Origin of the sequence: Halomonas sp. SSL-5, from assembly GCF_030708455.1 — a bacterium.
GTDB lineage: Bacteria > Pseudomonadota > Gammaproteobacteria > Pseudomonadales > Halomonadaceae > Halomonas.
On sequence record NZ_JAUYWF010000002.1, the window covers coordinates 92,550 to 112,802 of the forward strand.

A 20,253-nucleotide genomic window follows, 5' to 3' on the forward strand; every position below is an offset into this window, starting at 1 on the left:
CGAGTCGACGGGATGATCACACGCCGGCCCTGGCCGCGCGGGCCGCATGCAGCTTGCGGTAGCTCTCGATCAGCCGCTGGTGCTTCTCCAGCCCCTCCAGCGCCATGCTGGTGGGCGTGAGACCATGGAAGCGCACCTCCCCCTGCACCGAGCCGATCACCGCCTCGATGGTCGCCTCGCCGAACATGCGACCGAGGTTATAGCGAAAATCGGCTAACCTGAGCTCGTCGTCCAGTGCGATCTCCAGCACCGCCTGTACCGCCTGGTAGAAGAGGTTGCGCTCGACGGTATTGTCGTTGTACTGCAGGAACATCTCGACCCGCTCCAGCGCCTCTTCGTGCTGAGCCAATGCCAGATTGATCAGCAGCTTGAGCTCGAGGATGGTGAGCTGGCCCCAGATGGTGTTCTCGTCGAACTCGATGCCGATCAGGCTGATGATCGTCATGTGCTCGTCGAGCTGGCTCTCCTCCAGGCGCTCGAGCAGGTCGGCCAGCGCGTCGTCATCCAGTCGGTGCAGGTTGAGGATATCCTCGCGGTAGTCCAGGGCCATATTGGTGTTGTCCCACACCAGGTCCTCCACCGGATAGACCTCCGAGAAGCCCGGCACCAGGATGCGACACACCGGCGCGCCGAGCTCTTCGCGCACCGCGACATAGGACTCCAGCCCCAGCTCGTCGAGGATGCCGAACAGCGCCGCGCTCTCCTCTTCGTTGCTATAGGTGCCGCCTCCGGTGAAGTCCCAGTCGCAGAACTCGAGCTGCGAACGGGCGCTGAAGAAGCGCCAGGAGATCACCCCGGAGGAGTCGATGAAGTGCTCCACGTAGTTGTTGGGCTCGGTGACCGCCATGGAGTTGAAGGTGGGCGCCGGGAAGTCGTTGAAGCCCTCCAGGCTGCGTCCCTGGAGCAGCTCGGTGAAGGTGCGTTCCAGGGCCACATGGAAGCTCGGGTGGGCGCCGAAGGAGGCGAACACGCCGCCCGTCTTGGGATTCATCAGGGTGACGCACATCACCGGGAACCGCCCGCCCAGGGAGGCGTCCTTGACCAGCACCGGGTAGCCCTGGGCCTCCAGCGCCTCGATACCCTCGAGGATCTCGGGGTAGCGCGCCAGCACCTCCCGGGGCACGTCGGGCAGCGCCAGCTCCTCCTCGATGATCTGCTTCTTCACCGCCCGCTCGAAGATCTCCGAGAGGCACTGCACCTGGGCCTCGGCCAGGGTGTTGCCGGCGCTCATGCCGTTGCTGAGGTAGAGATTCTCGATCAGGTTCGAGGGGAAGTAGACCGTCTCGCCGTCGGAGTGACGCACGAAGGGCAGCGAGACGATGCCGCGATCGGACCGGCCGGAGTTGGTATCGATCAGGTTCGAGCCACAAAGCTCCCCCTCCGGGTCGTAGATCTCGCGGCAGTAGGAATCCAGGATGCCCTCGGGCAAGGCATCATCGGGCCCCGGCTGGAACCACTTCTCGTTGGGGTAGTGGACGAACTCGGCGTCGGCGATCGCCTCGCCGAAGAACTGGTCGTTATAGAAGAAGTTGAAGTTGGTACGCTCGATGAACTCGCCCAGCGCCGAGCAGAGCGCGCTCTCCTTGGTGGCGCCCTTGCCGTTGGTGAAGCACATCGGCGAGGCGGCGTCGCGGATATGCAGCGACCAGACGTGGGGCACGATGTTGCGCCAGGAGGCGATCTCGATCTTCATGCCCAGCTCGGCCAGGATCCCGGTCATGTTGGCGATGGTCTGTTCCAGCGGCAGGTCCTTGCCCTCGATCCAGGTGCCCTCGCCGCGCTTTGCCCCCTTGGGCACACCCGTCAGCATGGCCTGGGCGTCCTCGTCGATGTTCTCCACCGCCTCGACCTGAAATTCGGGGCCTTCCTGCACCACCTTCTTCACCGTGCAGCGGTCGATGGAGCGCAGGATGCCCTGGCGATCCTTGTCGGAGATGTCCTCGGGCAGCTCCACCTGGATGCGGAAGATCTGCTTGTAGCGGTTCTCCGGGTCGACGATGTTGTTCTGCGACAGCCGGATGTTCTCGGTGGGGATGTCTCGGGCGTTGCAGTAGACCTTGACGAAGTAGGCCGCGCACATCGCCGAGGAGGCCAGGAAGTAGTCGAAGGGCCCCGGCGCCGAGCCGTCGCCCTTGTAGCGGATGGGCTGGTCGGAGATGACCGCGAAGTCGTCGAACCTGGCCTCCAGGCGGAGGTTGTCGAGATAGTTGACCTTGATTTCCATGGACGGGCACCGGAGCGTTGGGCGAAGCGGGGGCGGAAAACCCGTCATTATCCAGCTTTTCCCGCCAGGCGTCATGGAGGGGTTACAAAAAAGCACCGGCCCCGGCGACCATGGCGCGGTGCTGCATGTTGCGTGTGCCGTCGCCTCTCGGGGCAGCGAGGCGACGCTCGCGATTCAGCCTCCGGACCCGTTTGCCAGGACGGCCAGGCCATCGCAGTTTTCCAGGCGCAACCCGATGATCTCCTGGTACTCGGGCGAGTCATACCACCCCTTCGCCGCTTCCTTCGAAGGAAACCGCAGCACCACCGTCACATGCCCGGCATCGCCTTCCAAGGCTTCGCTTGCGAAATCTGCCGCGAGAATCTCTGCGCCATGGGCTTCCAGGATGCTCGCCACGGCCACAAGGTAGGGATCGTACGCTTCCCGATCATTGATCCGATAGTTGAAGACAAGATAAGCAGACATATCGTGTTCCCCCTTTCCTGCAGGACCCTGAGCCACGAGAAATGTGGCCGCCTCCCAGTGGGCGGTCCATGCCCTTACATTCTAGTCGGCTTCGCTGTCCTCGCCGGCAGGTCCTGCCTGGCTATTCTGGGCGGCCTTGGCGCTTGAGCCCTCGAAGAGGTCCGCAACATTGTCCAGCAGCTCGCGCTTCCACTGGCTCAGCTAGGGACGGGTGCATCTCGAAGCGAGCGGCCAGCGGCGTGGTGGTCTTCGCTGCTGTACTACCGACGCATGCCGCACAGGCGTCAGGCATTCATGGCATCGCTGACGATGTGCCCATCCACCAGGTCGATGGTGCGGTCGCAGGTGGACGAGAGGCGCGGGTCATGGGTCACCAGCAGCACCGCACAGCCGCGTTCGCGATTGAAGCGCCGGAACAGTTCGAACACCTCGGCCGCGGTGCGGGTATCGAGGTTGCCGGTGGGCTCGTCGGCGAGCAGCAGCGCCGGCTCGGTGATCAGCGCCCGGGCAATGGCCACGCGCTGCTGCTGGCCACCGGAGAGCTGGTTGGGCCTGGCGTCGGCAAAGCGCGCAAGCCCCACGGCGGCGAGCAGTTCGCGGGCGCGCTCGATGGCCGCCCGATCGGGTTTCCCCTGGGTCAGCATCAGCGGCATCAGCACGTTGTCCAGGGCGCTGAAGGCCTGTATCAGGTGGTGGAACTGGAAGACGAAGCCGATGGCGCTGCCGCGCAGCGCGGTGCGGCCGGCATCGCCCATCCCGCTGGTGGCCTGGCCGAGCAGGGTGAGCTCGCCGCTGCTCGGGGTGTCGAGCAGGCCGAGCAGGTTGAGCAGCGTGCTCTTGCCCGAGCCCGAGGGGCCGACCAGGGCGGCGAAGTCGCTGCGCCCCAGGGAGAGGTCGATGCCGTGCAGCACCTCGGCCTCGTTGGGTCGGCCGACGTTGTAGGACTTGCGCAGCGCCTCCAGGCGCATCACCTCGCGGATCGCCTCAGACATAGCGTATCGCCACCACCGGGTCGAGCCGCGCGGCGCGACGCGCCGGCACGGCGGCGGCCAGCACGCCGGTCAGGGTGGCCAGCAGCAGCGACGCCACCATCAGGAGCGGGGGCACGGGAATGTAGAAGAGCCCCGGCCCGAAGGCGTTGAACACCCACACCAGCAGGTAGCTGACCGCGATGCCCATGACCGAGCCGAGCAGGCCGAACAGCGCACCCTGGATGAGGAACACCCGCATGATCTGCCGCCGGGTGGCGCCGGTGGCCCGCAGGATGCCGATTTCCCGGGTGCGCTGCACCACGCTCACCGAGAGCACGCTGGCGATGCCGAAGGCCACCGAGATGGCCACGAAGACGATGATCATGTTGGTGGAGAGGCTCTGGGCGGTGAGGGCGTTCATCAGCTGCGCGTTGGTCTCGATCCAGCTCTCCGCCTTGAGCGAGGTCAGCCGGCCCACCCGCTCGGCGATCGTGTCTGCAGCGAAGATGTCGGCGACCGTCAGGTCGATGACCGTCACCCCGCCGGGCAGCGCCAGCAGCGACTGGGCCTGCTTGAGGTCCAGATACACATAGCGCGAATCCAGCTCGCGAACCCCCAGCTCGAAGATGCCGGCGATGTTCACTACCCGGCTGTTCTGCTGGCCGGTCTCCAGCCGTAGCTTCATGCCCACCTTGACGCCCAGGTCGTCGGCCAGCAGCTTGCCGATCATGGCCTCATCGGCCCCCACCCGCAGCCGGCCGCTGACCAGGTACTGCTCCAGTGGAATGATGCGCCGGTAGCGCGCCAGGTCGATCCCGGTCAGTGCCACCGACTGCACGGCCTCGCCGCGGCGGGCGAACGCCGGCCCCGAGACCACCGGCGACACCGCCGTCAACACCGGCAGCCGGTCGAGGGTGGTGCTGACCTGCTGCCAGTTGTTGATCGAACGCAGGCGTTGCGCGCGCCGGTCTTCCTGGACCAGCTGCAGGGTCCCGGGGGCGGCCGGCAGCACCACATTGACCTCGTCCGGCGAGAGCAGGCGGATGTGAGCCTGGGTGCCCAAGGTGCGCTCGACGATGTTGGCCTGCAGGCCCTGGATCAGGGCCGCGATGAACACGATCACCGCCACCCCCACCGCCACGCCCACGGCGATCATCAGCGACTGGGCGCGCCCCTCGCGCAGGAAGGCGACGGCGAGGGTCCACTCGGTCCACAGACCCCGCAGCGGGCGATTCAATTGAAGTTCACCGGCAGTTCATTGCGGGTGGCGGCGTCCTCGCCACTGCCGGACACCGGCGCCGCGCGCGGCGCGAACCGCACCCGTGCGCCCTCCTCGAGCGCGGTCGTGGGGTCCGCCAGCACCCGGTCGCCCGCCCTCAGCCCGTCGAGGACCTCGGTCATCGCCAGGCCGCGCAGCCCCAGGGTCACCTCTTGGCGTTGCACCCTGCCCTCGCGCACCACCCACACCCGCGCCTGGTCGCCCTGGACGTCAGCGAGGGCATCATTGGGGATCGCCAGCGACTGCTCGCGCCGGCCGGTCTCGATGTTCACCGACACGGTCATGTCCTGGCGCAGGAAGTCGGGAACCGGGTCCACCGCCAGGCGCACCTCAACGGTGCCGCGCTGGGGGTCGATGCTCGGGGCGATGAAGCCGACGCGGGCGGGGAACGGGCGCTGCGGATAGGCATCGGCGACGGCCATGGCGTCCTGCTGCAAGGCCAGCAGGGCGAGGTTGCGCTCATCGAGCGGCACACGGATCTCGGTGGCGCCGCTCAGCGCGATGGTGAACAGCACCTGGCCGGGCTGCACCAGGTCGCCGGGCTCCGCGTCACGGGTCAGCACCGTGCCGGCCACCTCGGAGCGCACCACGGTCTTGGCGAGCCTAGCCTGCAGGGCGGCAAGGCGCTCTCGCAGCAGGGTCTCCTCGACGTTGCCCGGCGCCAGCGCCGTCGCCGTCAGCCGGGCGGCATCAAGGGCATTGCGCGCCAGCGTCTGTGCCTGCTCGGCCTGCTCCAGCGCCTCGGTGGAGAGCAGCGCGCGCTCGGCCAGCGTGCGCCGCCGGGCCGTCTCGCGACGCGCCTGGGCCAGCTCGGATTCGGCGCGCTCGAGCGCCACCCGGGCCTGGGGGCGTCGACTGGTGGCAAGCTCGGTCAGCGCCGCCTCGGCCTCGCGCACCTGGGCGGCGAGCTCATCCGAGCGCAGCACCAGCAACGTATCCCCGGGCATCACGCTGTCACCTTCCTCGACATGGCGCTCCAGCACGACCCCGGTGATCTCACTGCCCACCTGGGCCCGGGAGGTCGTCACGACTCGCCCGGTCGCCACCACCGTCTGCACCAGCGGCTGCCGCTCGAGCACATAGCCCTGCACCTGGGGCCCCTGCCACCAGCGCCACAGGCCGACGCCGACGGCGAGTGCCAGGGCCAGTATCACGAGCACGGACGTGTAACGGACGCGGCCCAAGGCGTGTCTCCTTATCAGAATCTCCTCCACTTCCCCCTGACTTGACGCAACAAGCGCAGCAGCTGCGCTGTCCCGGGCTCTCGGGCGTTGCCCCGACATCAGCGTGCCGGTTTCAGGAGGATACCAGCAAGCGAGACGGGCTGGCGCCTCGCGGCGTCAGCTGGCCGTGATGCCGCCCGGCCTATCCCGCAGCCACTCATTGCAGGCATGCTGGAGACCCGATCCCGTCCCCGACCCGGAGGCCCCCAATGACGGTACGCCTGATCGACTTCCGCCACGCGGACGAGGCCACGCGCTGGCGGGCCATCAACGACGACGTGATGGGCGGCGTCTCCCGCGGCGGCCTGCATGGGGAAGACGGCGTCGGGGTGTTCCGCGGCGAGACGTCGCTTGCAAACAACGGCGGCTTCGCCTCGGTGCGCCGGGAACCCGAGGCCATGGACCCGAGCGACGCCCCAGGCCTGGAGCTAAAGGTGCGCGGCGACGGGCGCCGCTACCAGCTGCGCCTCTATACCGACCAGCTGCCACAGGGCGCGGCTTACCGAGCGATCTTCCAGCCCGAGGCCGGCGAGTGGCAGCGCGCTGGCCTGCCCTGGCACGAGTTCGAGGCGGTGTTCCGCGGCCGGCGGCTGGAGGATGCTCCGCCGCTCGACCCCGCGGCGATCCGGCAGGTGGGGTTTCTCATCGCCGACCGGCAGCCTGGTCCCTTCCGGCTGGAGGTGGCGTGGTTGGGGACGTTAAACAGCTAAGCCTTTCACCTGACGCCACCCGTCAGCACCATTCGGCCTGCGTCATCACACATATTGCCTATCCTGAGGTTACGGATGACAAGCCCGTCCACTGGAGGCACGACCGTGATCATCAAGGGACTCGTACTCAGTCTTATCCTCTTCGGTTCCGTCGGACTGGCCAGCGCCGATTACGCCGACGGCATGCGCTACTACGAGCGGCAGGAGTACCGCCAGGCACTGCAGGAATTCGGCGACGCGGCCAGACGCGGCGATGCCGATGCCCAGTACATGCTGGGCCGCCTGCACGAGGCCGGCAACGGGACGGCCCAGGATTTCGTGCAGGCCCACAAGTGGTACAACCTGGCCGCGGCCCGCGGACACCGCCATGCCGCCGAGGCTCGCGATTCACTGGCCCAGCGCATGACGGCCGGCCAGGTCGCCGAGGCGCAGCAGGCGACACGCGGCTGGCAACCGGAAGAGGCGCCTGCCTCACAGGCGACCGAGCGAGCGCGGCCCGACATCGAGACCCTGTCGGACCGGCAGGGCGTGGCCGAGATACAGCGTGAGCTCAATCGGCTCGGCTATGACGCCGGCCCGGTGGATGGTGCCATGGGACGCCGTACCCGCAATGCGATACGCGAATACCAGGCGGACAGGGACATGGCCCAGGATGGCTACGCCACGGCCGGTTTGCTGAAACGCCTGCGCGAGACACAGCGCGCCACACAAGACATGGCAGCCGCCAGCGAGCCGCCCCCCGCCGTCGAGTCCCGGGTCGCCCTGCAGGACGACTTCGCCGACGGCGATTACCGACGTGATCCGCCCTGGACGGTGCTCGGTGGCGATTTCGAGGTGGATGAGCACGGGTTGCGCAGCATCGTGGAGACGCGGCGCACGACCGAGCGGGAATCACGCCAGCTGAGCGCCGACCGGCCGGAGGAGCTTGGCCTCGCGGTACTCGAACTGATCCTCGAGCAGGCGAGCAATGGCCGTCAGGGCGAGTTGAGCATCCCGGTCGAACCGGCGCGTATCTTCGTCAATGCCCCCGTCGACAACGCCTTCAGGATGGAGCTCGAGCTCGCCTCCCGGCAGCGGCCCGGCAGCCTGGAACTCGGCGTCTTCCAGGGCAACCGACCCAGCGGCACCGGCTATCGGCTGGTCTACACGCCCGGTTCCCGCCCGGGACTCAGCCTGGTAAGGCTGGTGGCCGGCAGCGCCGAGGTCATCGCCCGCCACGAGGGAAGCCTCGACCTCGAGGATGCCCGTTTCCACCGCATCGTCTGGACCCGGGACGATACCGGGGAGATGCAGGTCCAAGTGGATGGCCAGCGCCTGATGCGTGTCAGCGACCGCGGCCTGCGCGACCCCTTCCAGGGCGTCGTACTGGCCAACCAGGGGGGCGACTACACCCTGCGCCGGATCAGGCTGGAGGAGTAGGCGGTGTCCCCCATCTGCCCCTCGCTATCCCAGCGGATGGCCGTGCGCCTCGACTCGACGCCTGAGCCAGGCACCGATCAGCAGCAGCAAGGTCAGGGCGACGAGTGGCAGAATCACGCTGGGACTCACGGCCTGCTCGGCCTCCACCGCCTCCAGGGCGCCGTAGATGGCGCTGGCGTAGACCGCCCATTTCAAGGCCAGACCGATGATGGCCGCCATCACGAAGGTGGCCAGCGGCAGCCGCAGCAGGCCGGCGGCGAAGTTGACCACCGAGTGCGGGAAACCGGGCAGCACGCGCAGGGCGCACTGGGTCAGGAAGTCACTGCGCCTTTCCAGCTTGACCATGACCTTGCGCGTGAGCCCCCGGGGCGTCCAGCGGTCGCTGAAACGGGAAGAGAGGTAGTAGGCCCCCAGGGCGCCTGCGACGCTGCCGAGGGTCAGCATCAGGGTGGCGATCGGGGGCGCGTAGAAGGGGGCGATCAGCCACAGCCCGATGCTGCCGGGAAAGCCGATCGCCAGGGTCACCGCCATGACCGCGATCACCGAGACGATCACCGCGGGGTGGTGGGAGGCCTCGTCGGCCCAACGCTGCACGTCGGCCAGCTCCGGCGAATGCCAGATCCACAGGTAGCCGGCCATCAACAGCGTGGCGACCACCGCGACCCAGCGCCACAGGCGGCCTGGCGAACTGCCGTTTAACATCAGCGGGTCTCGGTCATCCATCGAGGGCCATGGTGGCATGCCCACTTCGCCGGGTCACCCCTTGGGACGCCGGCCGAAGCCTTTAGGCTTAAGCCTATCCCTTTAGACGTTAGTCGAACATTGTTAGAATGCTATCGCTCTAGCCGGCGCCATGATCCATCGGCGCACACATCCTCCACCACTAGAGCCTCCTCATGCCTCCGAACAACACCCCCGTCCCACCCGGGGCCTCGCCACTGTCGCGCCTGGGCGATCCCATCGTGCTGCTGCTCACGGTCGGCTTCATCGTCGCCTTCGTCGGCCTGTCACTTTTCGACATCGACCTGGTGGCCGACAGCATCAGCGCCGGCTTCGCCTGGACGGCGGCCACGCTGGGCACCTACTTCCAGCTACTGCTGCTGCTGACCTTCCTGATCGCCATCGGAGTGGCCATCTCGCCGGCGGCCGGTGCCCGGGTCGGCAACCTGGATAGCCCGCAGATCGGCACCTTCAAGTGGCTGTCGATGATCATGTGCACCCTGCTGGCCGGGGGCGGCGTGTTCTTCGCCGCGGGCGAGCCGGTCTACCACTTCGTGGTGACCCCGCCGGCCTTCGACACCGAGGCGGGCACCGCCGAGGCGGTGGCCGGCGCCCTGGCCCAGTCGTTCATGCACTGGGGCTTCCTGGCCTGGGCGGTGCTGGGCTCGCTCTCCGCCATCGTGCTGGCCCACGCCCACTACGTGAAGGGCCAGCCGCTGCAGCCGCGCACCCTGCTCTACCCGGTACTCGGCGAGCGCGTCATGAAGGGCGCCCTGGGCAGCCTGGTGGATGCCTGCTGCGTGATTGCGGTGGTCGCGGGCACCGTCGGCCCCATCGGCTTTCTCGCCACCCAGGTGAGCTTCGGCCTGCACGAGCTGTTCGGCCTCAGCGAGGGCTACGCCACCCAGCTCGGCATCCTGGTGCTGCTGGCGGGGGTCTACGTCACCTCGGCGATGACCGGCATCCACAAGGGCATCCAGATCCTGTCTCGCTTCAACGTCTTCCTGGCGCTGGCCATCGCCGCGGTGATCCTGGTGGCCGGCCCCACGCTTTTCCTGGTCAACGCCTTCAGCCAGGGCTTCGGCGAGTACCTGTCGTCATTCTTCAGCATGGCCACCATGAGCGCCGAGACCGCGCCGGCCTGGTGGATGCAGTGGTGGACGGTGTTCTTCTTCGCCTGGTTCATCGGTTACGCGCCGCTGATGGCGATCTTCGTGGCACGCATCTCGCGGGGCCGCACCATCCGCGAGATGATCCTGGCCGTGGCGGTGATGGCCCCGGTGGCCACCGCGATCTGGTTCACCCTGCTGGGCGGCTCGGGCATCCACTTCCAGCTGACCGGGGCGATCGACCTCACCGAGGCGCTGAACAACTTCCAGTTCGACGTGGCGACCCTCAGCGTGGCCCAGGCGCTGCCGGGCGGGTCCCTGATGGCGCTGGCCATCCTGCTGCTGACCAGCATCTTCGTAGCCACCACCGGCGACTCCATGAGCTACGCCATCGCCGTGGTGTGCACCGGCCACGACGCGCCGAACCGCCTGGTGCGCGCCTTCTGGGGCATCGCCATGGCGCTGATGGCCGGCATCCTGCTCTACATGGGCGCGGGGCAGATCGGTGCGCTGCAACAATTCATCGTGATCACCGCGATCCCCGTCTCGCTGGTGCTGCTGCCCTCGCTGTGGGCCGGGCCCCAGGCGGCCTACGCCATGGCGCGTGAACAGGGCATCATCGCGCCCAATGCGGTGGCCACCACCAGGGCCGAGTGAGCCGCAGCTGACGAGCGGTGCACTACCTGAAGGCGGCACCCGGCCGGGTGCCGCCTTTGCTGTGCCTGCGGCCTACGTCTCGAGCCCCAGTCGCCGGTGCCACTCGGCGAGGCTCTCCTCGGGATACTCGGCGAAGCACCTGTCGTTCTCCCTTGCCTCGACCTCGACCCAGCCGGCCTTGCTATCGAGCAGCAGATGGACCCGTTCCGGCGGGATCGGCAGCTCGCTGTCGATCGCCGAGGCGAAGGGGTGTACCAGCTCCGGCCAGCGCGGGTCATAGACCCACAGGGCGCTGGCACAGTGGTGGCAGAAATGGCGCTCGCCGGGGCTCTGCTCCCCGTCGATGACGGCGCGGTAGATGCTCTTGCTTTCCTCCCCCTGGACCTCGAGGGTCTCGGCACGCGCACCGAGGTTGATGGCGTAGCCTCCGCCTCCCGCGGTCTTGCGGCAGATGGAGCAGTAGCAGCGCTGATAGGGATAGGGGTGCGGTGAGTCGACGCTAAATCGCACGGCGCCGCAGTGACAGGAGCCTTCGAGTCTCATCTTCGATCCTCCGATGCCAGGATGGCGCTATCGCGTCAGCTCCCGGCGCATGATGGTGACGCGCTCGCCGCGGTAGTCGCGCACCTCCACGGCGCACCAGCCCAGCCGGCCATAGAGCGCCTGGCGGTCCGGGGTAAACAGGTGGAGAGTGGCGATGCCATGCTCGCTGGCCTCCTGTTCCACGCGGCGAACCAGTCGCGAGGCGATGCCCAGCCCGCGCCATTCGGGGCACACATAGACCGAGGCCAGCCAGGGATTGAGCGCCGGACGGTCGTGCATGTCGTCGTCGATCAGGCTGGCCATGCCCACCGGGGAGTCACCGGAAAGCGCCACGAACACCGACGGCTTCCCGCCCTCCCCGCACTGGGCGTGGAAGGTGTCCAGGGCCTGGTCGAGGCGCCTGTCGGGGGCGAGGTGTCCCCACTGGGCAACCTCCCAGCGCACCAGGGCCAGCAGATGGGGCGAGTCTGGCACCAGGCGCACGATACGCACCCGCGGCGTGCCCGGGACCTGGCGCTCCGCCGCCGCCGTCACCTCGGCGGAAGGCGCCCTCACAGCCCCGGCTCCATCACGCCCGCGTAGCGAACGCCACTGAGCAAGGCCATCTCGCGCTTCCAGGTGGCCAGGTCGTTGGCGTTGAGGCCGGCCAGGCTGGCGTGGCCGCAGGCCCTCGCCATCACCTGCATCAGCCCCGTGGAGGCGCGCAGGAAGCGCTCGAGCTGGGCGGCGGACCTGTCGACGTCGAGGCGCTGGCGCAGGTCGCCGCGCTGGGTGGCGATCCCCGCCGGGCAGTTGTTGGTGTGACAGATGCGCGCCGCCACGCAGCCGATGGATTGCATGGCGCTGTTGGCGATGGCCACGCCGTCGGCACCCAGCGCCAGCGCCTTGACGAAGTCGATGGGCAGGCGCAGGCCACCGGTGACGATCAGGGTGACGCGACCACTCGCCCCCTCGTCGTCCAGGTAGCGGCGTGCCCGGGCCAGGGCGGGGATGGTGGGCACGCTGATATGGTCGCGGAACATCAGCGGCGCCGCCCCGGTACCACCGCCGCGGCCGTCGAGAATCAGGTAGTCGGCGCCGGCGTCGAGGGCGAACTGGATATCGCGCTCGATATGGTTGGCGCTGAGCTTGAAGCCCACCGGGATGCCGCCGGTGACCTCGCGCACGCGGTCGGCGAAGCGGCGGAAGTCGTCCACCGTGTGCAGGTCCTCGAAGGTGGCCGGCGACTCGGCGGCTTGCCCCTCCTCGAGGCCACGCACCTCGGCGATCCTGGCCGATACCTTGTTGCCCGGCAGGTGACCACCGGTGCCGGTCTTGGCCGCCTGGCCGCCCTTGAAGTGGAACGCCTGCACCTTCTCGAGCAGGCGCTCCTCATAGCCGAAGCGGGCACTGGCCAGCTCATAGAAGTAGCGGGAGTTCTCGGCCTGCTCCTCGGGCAACATGCCGCCCTCGCCGGAGCAGATGCCGGTGCCGGCCCGCTCGGCGCCACGGGCCAGCGCCACCTTGGCCTCCTCGGAAAGCGCCCCGAAGCTCATATCGGAGACCAGCAGCGGCATCTCCAGGGTCAGCGGCTTCCTCGCCTCGGGCCCGACCACCAGCCGGGTGGCCACCTCGGCCTCATCCAGTAACGGCTGGGTGGCCAGCTGCGCCACCATCAGCTGCAGGTCGTCCCAGCTCGGCAGCGTATGGCGCGGCACCCCCATGGCGTCGACGGGGCCATGACGCCCGACACCCTCGAGCCCCTCCCGGGCCAGGCGATGGATCAGCTCGACCGTGGGCTCCTCCTCGGTGGCCTTCGCCTCCGGCATGCCATCGTCGCCCTTGCCCTCGTCGCCCTTGCCCTCGTCGGGCTCCGGCGCTGCCTGGCCGACCTGATCGGCGTCGAACTGCTGGTGGGTGCCGTCGCAGTAGGGGGCGTCGCCGGTCTGCTTGCACCGACAGAGATAGGCCTCGCCCTCCTTATCGGCGGTGAACATCTTCGGCGTGAAGCCGCTGCCCTGGTGAGAGCCGTCGCAAAAGGGCTGGTCCTGCGAGCGGCCGCAGCGGCAGAAGGCGTACTCCTTGCCCTTCTCCAGCCTGACCTTCTTCGGCTTGTTGTCGGCGATGATCGGCTGATTCATGGTCCCCTCCCGTCGGCTAGGCCACCGCGTGGCGGCAAAGGTCTCCTGCTCCAGTCTGGTGGAAGGGCATCGACGCTGCCAGCGACGCCTATCGGGCCGCGTCAACGCAGCCGGGGTGTCGCGCAGCGAGGCGCCGCGCCATTCCCGACCCGGCGGGTCTTCGCTACCATGGCGGTTCACTGAACCACGAGCCCACGCCATGCAAGCCACCCTCGAGCAGCGCGCCCTGAAGCTCTCCATCGTGATGACCCTGGTGGTCTCGAGCCTGGGGGTGAGCGTGGGCCTGGCGGCCGGCTCCCAGTCGATCCTCTTCGACGGGGTCTTCTCGACCATCGATGCCGCCATGTCGGGTCTGGCGCTGCTGGTGGCACGGCTCGCCGTGCGCGAGGCCAGCACGCGCTTCCAGCACGGCTACTGGCACCTGGAGCCGCTGGTCGCGGCCCTGAATGGCAGCATCCTGATGCTGCTCTGCTTCTACGCCTTCCTCACCGCCCTGCTCGACCTGCGCGAGGGCGGTCGCGAGCTCGCCTTCGACCTGGCCATCGCCTACGCCGTGGTGGTGGCCATCGTCTGCTTCGCCATGACCGCCTACCAGCGGCGCATCGATCGCACCGCGGACTCCGAGTTCGTGCGCATCGATATGCAGGGCTGGCTGATGGCGGCACTGATCACCACCGCGCTGCTGGTGGCCTTCGTCATCGCCCGCCTGCTGCAGGGCACCGCCTGGGCGCACCTCACCCCCTACGTGGACTCCGTGCTGCTGATGGTGCTGACGGCCGGCTTCATGCCGGTGCCCATCGGCATCGTGCGCCGGGCAGTGAAGGAGATCTTCCTGATCGCCCCGAGCGCGCTGGACGAGGAGGTCCACGCCGCCATGGCCCCGGTGATGGCCCGTGAGGGGTTGCTTCACTACTACAGCCATGTGGCCAAGGCGGGACGCGGCCATTTCATCGAGATCCATATCGTCACTGCCCCGGACTTCGCCGCGGGCGAGGGGGTGGCGGTGATGGACGCGATCCGTGAGCAGATCGCCGAACGCTTAAGCCCGCCCCCCGAGCGCCGCTGGTTCACCGTGGCCTTTACCGCCGACGAGCGCTGGGCCTGACGGCCTCCATCGGAAGAACAGGAAAGCCACCGCGGTGCCTTCTCTTGCGCGATCACGATGAAGGCGCGTCACCGGTGGCGACGTCGCGACGCTGGAGGGCGACCACATCACGCGGCCACCACTCCGGGTGCTCGTCGCGGATGAAAGCGAGCAGCTGCTCGCGCAGATGGTTCTCGGCGCCCCAGCCGCCGATGGGCTCGCGGGTCATCAGGTAGCAGGTGACCTCGAGGGTCGCCTCGTGCTGGGCCGTCACGTGGCACTCCAGCTTGTCGAGTTCGACCACGTCGGGCTCCTCCCGGGCCAGCTCGACGAAGCGCCGGCGCAGGCACTCGACGTCGGTGCTCAGGTGCAGGGTCAACGTTACCCGGCGATAGAGGCGCGCGTCCTTGGCGGAGAGGTTCTGGAAGGGCCGGGAGACGAAGTACTTGACCGGCACGATCAGACGGCGCTCGTCCCAGCTACGCAGCCGGATGAAGGTGTAGAAGATCCCCTCGACGTAGCACCACTGCCCCTCGAAGACGATCAGGTCCCCCATGCGGATCGGCTTGGCCAGCGACACCTGGAAGGAGGAGAGGATATTGCCCAGCACCGCCTGTCCGGCGATGCCCACCAGCACCGTCAGCACACTGGCCGAGGCCAGCAGCGACAGCCCCAGGGTGCCGAACAGGTTGATCTGGGCAAGGATGTAGACCGCCACCGCGGCGACCGTGACCAGGATGATGCCGCGGCGCAGCGCATAGAGCGAGGTGAGCAGCTTGCGCTCGTCACGGTGGCGGGTATCGTCGATCTCCCCCACCAGCCGCCGGGTCATCCCCATCAGGAAGGTGTCGACCAGGCGCAGCGCTGCCAGCCCCATGCCCCAGGCCATGATCACGATCAGCAGGACGCGGAAGGTGGCGGTGGCGATCCCGGAGAAGGAGACCACGCCGTCCAGCAGCAGCTGGGCGAGCAGCGACATGGCGATGAAGGCGAGCGGCATCGGCACCTGGGCGACGAAGCGCTGCGCCAGGCCACCCGCCGGCAGCCAGCCGGCCAGGGTCGCGGTGACGCGATGCACCGCCCACCCCAGCAGCCCGACCAGCACCAGGAACAGCGGGATCGCCAGCCACTCCCACAGCCGCAGCAGGCCCAGGGGGCGCTGGAAGCGCTCGGGGATGCGCTGCTCGAGCCAGGAGGGACCGTAGGTGGCGTAGAGTACGGGGACGAAGGCCAGGGTATCGGGGGTGATCAGCCACACCGGGTCGTCCTCGCCGACCCGATAGCGGGCGATGCGGATGTCGTGGGTCTCGCCCTCGGCGTCCAGCGAGGTGAGACGCAGGTTGCGCCGCGGCTGCCCCGCCAGGGGGTGCTGACCGGAGGGGTCCTCGACCATGGCGTCGCGCCGGCTGGGGAGATCCGAGGGCTCGAGCCAGTCGCCCCGCTGCAGCACCGAGGCGAGCTGACGCGCCAGCTCGTCGCCCCGCGCCGCCTGCTCCTCGGGCGGCAGCTCGGTGAGGTTGAGCAGATGGGCCGCCGCCGCGAAGTCGCCCTCCCGGGTCAGCGTCAGGAAGCTGCGCAGCGCCTCGCGCGGGGTCTGGCGCCGCGCCGCCTCGGGTGGCTCGCCGAGCCCGCTGTTGAGTGCATCGAGAGTGAACCAGCGGCTCTCCTCTCCCTCGGAGGACTGCGCCACTGCGGAGCCGGCCATGAGCAGAAGGAGGAGCAGGCACCACGTGAGAAAGCGTGTCATGTCGATGACTCCCAGCCAGGACGTCCGCCACCCGATCATCCCGGACCGGGCCCCATGGCAGTACACCCCATGGCCGCCGCGACGTCCACCCTGGCCCTCTGCCCCCTGCACCGCCATCTCAGCACCGGCACAGGCGCAGGCCAGCCAACGACGTCAGCCCTCCACGACCTCCCAGAGGGCGTCACGCTGCCGCGCCCTCCCCTCCACCTCCAGCTTGAGCAGATGCGCCAGCGCCGAACGTGCGGCCAGTGCCCGACGTGCCTCGGGCACATCATCGTAGGCATGCTGCGTCAGCGTCTCCAGGCTGGCAGGACCGTGTCGCGCCAGCGCCAGGCGCACCTTGTGCTCCCGGGCCAGGCGATGGGTGACCAGGAAGTCGATGGCGGCGTGGGCCTCACCGATCAGGAAACCGTGGCCGGGGGCGATGGTATCGAAGGGTTCCTCGCCCAGGGCGTGCAGCGCGGCCAGGTAGGCGGCCATGTCGCCGTCCGGCGGGTTGATCACCACCGTGGAACCCTGCATCACCTGGTCGCCGGCGAACAGCAGCCGCGCGGGCTCCAGCAGGTAACAGAGGTGGTTGGAGGCGTGCCCCGGGGTATGCAGCACCTTGAGCGGGCCGGCGGGCGTTGCGAGGCGCTCGCCGTGGTCCGGCCGCTGATCGGGCATGAAGCCGGCGTCCTGGCTGGCCCCGGGCGGCGGCGGCAGGCCCACCAGCCTGGCGCCGGTGCGCGCCTTGAGCCAGGCCGCCCCCGGCGAGTGGTCGATATGGGTGTGGGTCACCAGCACCCGGGAGATGCGTCCGCCGGCCAGCGCCAGCAGCCGCTCCAGGTGGGCCGGATCCGCGGGGCCCGGATCGATCACCAGGTGATCATGGCCGTCACCCAGCAGGTAGCTGTTGGTGCCTGGGCCGGTCATCGCCCCGGGGTTGGGCGCGGTGACCCGAGTCACCCCCGGCGCCAGCTCCACCGCCTGGCCCGGCACGATAGCGGCGCTGGCCGTGCCCTGGCGATGCGGGTCCAGGCGGCTCACCTCCGCATAGGCCGGGGAATCGGGCTCCACCTGCCAGGCGGCGCCGCCCTTGCGGGCCGGCCAGGGACGGCCGGGACGCGACACCGGCGGATTGGCATGGGCATAACGCAGCAGCGCCTCGGGGGTCGCAAAGTCGGCGATCAGGCGCAGGGTACGCAGGGTGGGATAGCCCAGCGCCATTCGCCCCTGGCGATGCGCGGCCAGGGCCTCGGCGGGGCTCAGCCAGGCGTGGTCGATGGTCTCACTGCCGTCGTGGGCCGCCTGCTGGCCCGGTGGCGCCAGGGCCACGAAGAAGCGCGTGTCGAAGCGCCGCGGCGCGCCCCGGGGCGTGACCCAGTGGCCCAGGTAGGCCAGCCGGTCCAGCGGCAGGCCGAGGCCGTGCTGCTCGCACAGCGCCCGGAAACTCGTCGCCTCGCGACGCAGCGCCGCGCGCCCCTCGTTCAGCACCGGATGGTCGCCCGTCGGCAGGCGGCCTCGGCCGTCCACGGCCAGTAGCAGGCCCGCCTCCTCGAGGCATTCGCGCAGTGCCGCGATCATGTAGTCGGCCCCGCCCTCATCGAGGCTCAGGGTCTGGCTGATCGCGGCATCCCCGCGGCCGGAGGTGAAGGACCGCACGTCCGGGTCCTGGCGGTCCACGGCCCCGCCGGGAAAGACGAAGTAGCCGGGCAGGAAGGCCGCCTGCCAGGTGCGCTGAAGCAGCAGGACCTCCAGCCCCCGGTCGCTGTCGCGCACCAGGGCGAGGGTCGCGGCGGGACGGATCTCGGTCATGGGTTCCACCACCGTCACCGCGGCGTGACCACGGCCAGGGTCACCGTGGCCTTGGCCACTAGGCTGGCGCTCCCCTCGCCGGCGTAGACCTCGGACTCGGCGACGATCAGGGTGCGCCCGGGCTTGAGCACCCGGCCCACGCAGCGCAGTTCACGCCCCCGGGCCGAGCGCAGCAGGTTGATCTTGAACTCGGCGGTGAGCACGATCGCGCCCGCCGGGAGCAGCGTGGCTCCTGCGGCGCCGGCGGTGTGGTCGGCGATGGTGGCCAGCACGCCGGCATGCACGAAGCCATCCTGCTGCTGGTGCTCCTCGCGCACCGCCAGGCGCGTCACGCACTGGCCCGGGGCGATCTCCTGGGCCTCGACACCCAGCGCGCGGATGAAGGGCGCCGCCTGGAGGATACGCTCCACCTCGGTGCGATAATCGGGGTTGGCCGGCGGGAAGTCGGGGGCCTGGGGCATCACGGGGTCCTTGTGGTCAATGGCTAAACTTCCAGCAGTATCACAACAGGCACGCCCGGCCCATTGGTCGATGGCAGGGGGCCGGCCTGTCAGCCCCCTGCCAGGCGCCCGACGCTATTCGTCCACCACCACCTCGAAACCGCCATAGATCAGCCGCTTGCCATCGAAGGGCATGGGGTTCGCCTCGGGCTGTAGGCGCGGGTCCTCCATGACCTTGGCCATCCCCCGGTCGCGCACCTCACGGGAGGGCCAGGTGATCCAGGAGAAGATTACGGTCTCGTCCGGCTGGCACTTCACCGCCATGGGGAAGGAAGTGACCTTCCCCTCCGGCACGTCGTCTCCCCAGCACTCCACCATGGTGAGGGCGCCGTGTTCCTTGAACACCACGGCGGCGTCGCGGGCGTGCCGGATGTATCTCTCGCGGTTGGCGGTGGGCACCGCGGCTACGAATCCATCGACATAGGTCATGAGGGGTCTCCCGTATCTCTTGGGGGAAGTTCCCGCACCGGGCGCACCTCGATGGTGCCGAACCGGGCGGGGGGAATGCGGCTGGCGAGCTGCACGGCCTCGTTGAGGTCGCGGGCGTCCAGCAGGTAGAAGCCGGCCAGCTGCTCCTTGGTCTCGGCAAAGGGGCCGTCAGAGATCAGCACCTCGCCATCGCGCACCCGCACGCTGGCGGCGCGCTCCACCGGCTGCAGGGCCTGGCCGGCCAGGAAGTGCCCCTGGTCGGTCAGGCGCTCCACCCCGGCCAGGCACTCCTGGTTGAGGTCGTGCCACTCCTGCTCGTTCATGGCCTGGATGAGGCGCTCCTGGTAGTAGACCAGTGCGGCGTATTTCATGGTTGGCTCTCCTCCTCGCTCATAAGGCATTGGCCGGTCTGGCAGCCGATCATCCAGGGCACGCCGAAGCGGTCGGTGAGCATGCCGAACCCCTGTGCCCAGAAGGTGGCGCCGAAGGGCATGGTGACCTCACCACCCTCGGCCAGCCGGCTGAACACCGCCTCGGCCCGGTCGAGGGTCTCGTAGTCGAGGTGCACCTGGGCGACCTGCGGCGCCTGGTAGCAGTCGCCGGCCATGTCCGCGCCCATCAGGCGGCGGCCACGGACGTTGAGTGATGCATGGATGATCCGGTCGTGGCGCTCGGGCGGGGTGTCCCGGGCGGCCGGCGTCTCGCCGCAGGTGATCAGCGCCTCCAGCCGACCGCCGATGACCTCGGCGTAGCAGGTCATGGCCTCGCGGCAGTTGCCGGGAAAGCACAGGTGTACGTTGAGCTCGCTGGGCAGGCGCGCCATGGCGCGGTGCTTGTCCAGGCCGGGGCCGGGCTCGAAGTCCTCCAGGGCGAAGTAGCGGCGCAGCTCCAGGGTGACGTCGCCGTCTTCGGCGGGCCACTGCCTGGCCCATTCGATGGCGGCCTCCAGCGAGTCCGCCTCCAGCACGCTGTAGCCGGCGAGCAGCTCCCCGGTCTCGGCGAAGGGACCGTGGGTGACCCGCACCTGCCCGTTGCGACGCTCGATCCGGCAGCCTTCGCTGCTGGGTCGCAGGCCGTCGCCGGTGACGAAGACCCCGGCCTCGAGCATCCGGTTGTTGTAGTCGGCCATGGCCTCGAGCACGCCCTGGCCGGGCAGCTCGCCGGCCTCGGTGGCCGGGTCGGCCTTGCGCATCAGCATGTAGCGCATGAGTTCCACCTCCATTGGCTGGTTGCCTCCCTGAGTCGTGCGACGGCAG

Annotated in this window: 19 protein-coding genes; 4 read left to right on the plus strand and 15 right to left on the minus strand. The window is 68.9% G+C overall.

Features of this window, described 5'->3' with window-relative positions; all coding sequences use genetic code 11:
* Positions 1 to 16: 16 nt before the first annotated feature.
* From RAN53_RS02330 to RAN53_RS02350, 5 genes are all read right to left on the minus strand, one after another.
* Positions 17 to 2,224, minus strand: coding sequence for an OsmC domain/YcaO domain-containing protein (locus RAN53_RS02330; protein WP_305795211.1), 2,208 nt, complete (start codon positions 2,222 to 2,224; stop codon positions 17 to 19).
* Positions 2,225 to 2,398: 174 nt separating this feature from the next.
* Positions 2,399 to 2,689: a DUF1330 domain-containing protein gene (locus RAN53_RS02335; protein ID WP_305795212.1), complete on the minus strand. Its 291-nt coding sequence runs from the start codon at positions 2,687 to 2,689 to the stop codon at positions 2,399 to 2,401.
* A 284-nt stretch (positions 2,690 to 2,973) separates the two neighbouring features.
* Positions 2,974 to 3,681, minus strand: a complete 708-nt coding sequence (locus RAN53_RS02340) for an ABC transporter ATP-binding protein (RefSeq protein ID WP_305795213.1) — start codon at positions 3,679 to 3,681, stop codon at positions 2,974 to 2,976.
* Positions 3,674 to 4,897 (minus strand): ABC transporter permease, encoded by a 1,224-nt coding sequence (locus tag RAN53_RS02345; RefSeq protein ID WP_305795214.1) that lies wholly within the window; start codon positions 4,895 to 4,897, stop codon positions 3,674 to 3,676. Before RAN53_RS02345 ends, RAN53_RS02340 begins: the two co-directional genes overlap by 8 nt.
* A complete protein-coding gene (locus RAN53_RS02350) occupies positions 4,894 to 6,123 on the minus strand; it encodes an efflux RND transporter periplasmic adaptor subunit (protein WP_305795215.1) in 1,230 nt (409 codons plus the stop codon). The genes RAN53_RS02345 and RAN53_RS02350 overlap by 4 nt, the downstream gene beginning before the upstream one ends.
* 248 nt (positions 6,124 to 6,371) lie before the next feature.
* Between RAN53_RS02350 and RAN53_RS02355 the strand changes: the two genes are divergently transcribed.
* Together RAN53_RS02355 and RAN53_RS02360 are read left to right on the plus strand one after the other, a co-directional pair.
* Entirely contained in the window at positions 6,372 to 6,872 is a 501-nt protein-coding gene (locus RAN53_RS02355) for a CIA30 family protein (RefSeq protein WP_305795216.1), read from the plus strand.
* A 105-nt stretch (positions 6,873 to 6,977) separates the two neighbouring features.
* Complete coding sequence (locus RAN53_RS02360) at positions 6,978 to 8,291, plus strand: peptidoglycan-binding protein (RefSeq protein WP_305795217.1); 1,314 nt, start codon at positions 6,978 to 6,980, stop codon at positions 8,289 to 8,291.
* A gap of 24 nt (positions 8,292 to 8,315) precedes the next feature.
* On the opposite strand, the gene RAN53_RS02365 is transcribed toward RAN53_RS02360, so the two are convergent.
* On the minus strand, positions 8,316 to 8,993 hold the full coding sequence (locus RAN53_RS02365; RefSeq protein ID WP_305795218.1) for a TVP38/TMEM64 family protein: 678 nt from the start codon (positions 8,991 to 8,993) through the stop codon (positions 8,316 to 8,318).
* A gap of 194 nt (positions 8,994 to 9,187) precedes the next feature.
* On the opposite strand from RAN53_RS02365, the gene RAN53_RS02370 reads away from it, so the two are divergent.
* Positions 9,188 to 10,777, plus strand: a complete 1,590-nt coding sequence (locus RAN53_RS02370; protein ID WP_305795219.1) for a BCCT family transporter — start codon at positions 9,188 to 9,190, stop codon at positions 10,775 to 10,777.
* Between the two features lie 72 nt (positions 10,778 to 10,849).
* Here the strand turns inward: RAN53_RS02370 and RAN53_RS02375 are convergent, their stop codons facing one another.
* Genes RAN53_RS02375 through RAN53_RS02385 form a run of 3 tightly spaced genes read right to left on the minus strand, consistent with a single transcriptional unit; the run spans position 10,850 to position 13,440 of the window.
* Positions 10,850 to 11,320, minus strand: coding sequence for a GFA family protein (locus tag RAN53_RS02375; protein WP_305795220.1), 471 nt, complete (start codon positions 11,318 to 11,320; stop codon positions 10,850 to 10,852).
* Positions 11,321 to 11,347: 27 nt separating this feature from the next.
* Positions 11,348 to 11,875: a GNAT family N-acetyltransferase gene (locus RAN53_RS02380; protein WP_305795221.1), complete on the minus strand. Its 528-nt coding sequence runs from the start codon at positions 11,873 to 11,875 to the stop codon at positions 11,348 to 11,350.
* Positions 11,872 to 13,440 (minus strand): glutamate synthase-related protein, encoded by a 1,569-nt coding sequence (locus RAN53_RS02385; protein WP_305795222.1) that lies wholly within the window; start codon positions 13,438 to 13,440, stop codon positions 11,872 to 11,874. Before RAN53_RS02385 ends, RAN53_RS02380 begins: the two co-directional genes overlap by 4 nt.
* Positions 13,441 to 13,639: 199 nt before the next feature.
* On the opposite strand from RAN53_RS02385, the gene RAN53_RS02390 reads away from it, so the two are divergent.
* Positions 13,640 to 14,545 carry a cation diffusion facilitator family transporter gene (locus tag RAN53_RS02390; protein WP_305795223.1) on the plus strand — a complete coding sequence of 302 codons (906 nt, stop codon included), beginning with the start codon at positions 13,640 to 13,642 and terminating at the stop codon, positions 14,543 to 14,545.
* Positions 14,546 to 14,597: 52 nt separating this feature from the next.
* On the opposite strand, the gene RAN53_RS02395 is transcribed toward RAN53_RS02390, so the two are convergent.
* The 6 genes from RAN53_RS02395 to RAN53_RS02420 form a co-directional block, all read right to left on the minus strand.
* Positions 14,598 to 16,271 carry a mechanosensitive ion channel family protein gene (locus RAN53_RS02395; RefSeq protein ID WP_305795224.1) on the minus strand — a complete coding sequence of 558 codons (1,674 nt, stop codon included), beginning with the start codon at positions 16,269 to 16,271 and terminating at the stop codon, positions 14,598 to 14,600.
* A 153-nt stretch (positions 16,272 to 16,424) separates the two neighbouring features.
* The gene (locus RAN53_RS02400; protein ID WP_305795225.1) at positions 16,425 to 18,068 is read right to left on the minus strand and encodes an MBL fold metallo-hydrolase; all 1,644 of its coding nucleotides are present in this window, start codon (positions 18,066 to 18,068) and stop codon (positions 16,425 to 16,427) included.
* 14 nt (positions 18,069 to 18,082) lie between these two features.
* Positions 18,083 to 18,529, minus strand: coding sequence for a PaaI family thioesterase (locus RAN53_RS02405; RefSeq protein ID WP_305795226.1), 447 nt, complete (start codon positions 18,527 to 18,529; stop codon positions 18,083 to 18,085).
* 114 nt (positions 18,530 to 18,643) lie between these two features.
* Positions 18,644 to 18,997: a DUF1428 domain-containing protein gene (locus RAN53_RS02410; protein ID WP_305795227.1), complete on the minus strand. Its 354-nt coding sequence runs from the start codon at positions 18,995 to 18,997 to the stop codon at positions 18,644 to 18,646.
* Positions 18,994 to 19,368, minus strand: coding sequence for a YciI family protein (locus tag RAN53_RS02415; RefSeq protein ID WP_305795228.1), 375 nt, complete (start codon positions 19,366 to 19,368; stop codon positions 18,994 to 18,996). The genes RAN53_RS02410 and RAN53_RS02415 overlap by 4 nt, the downstream gene beginning before the upstream one ends.
* Positions 19,365 to 20,204, minus strand: coding sequence for a YciI family protein (locus RAN53_RS02420; protein WP_305795229.1), 840 nt, complete (start codon positions 20,202 to 20,204; stop codon positions 19,365 to 19,367). Before RAN53_RS02420 ends, RAN53_RS02415 begins: the two co-directional genes overlap by 4 nt.
* Between the last annotated feature and the right edge of the window lie 49 nt (positions 20,205 to 20,253).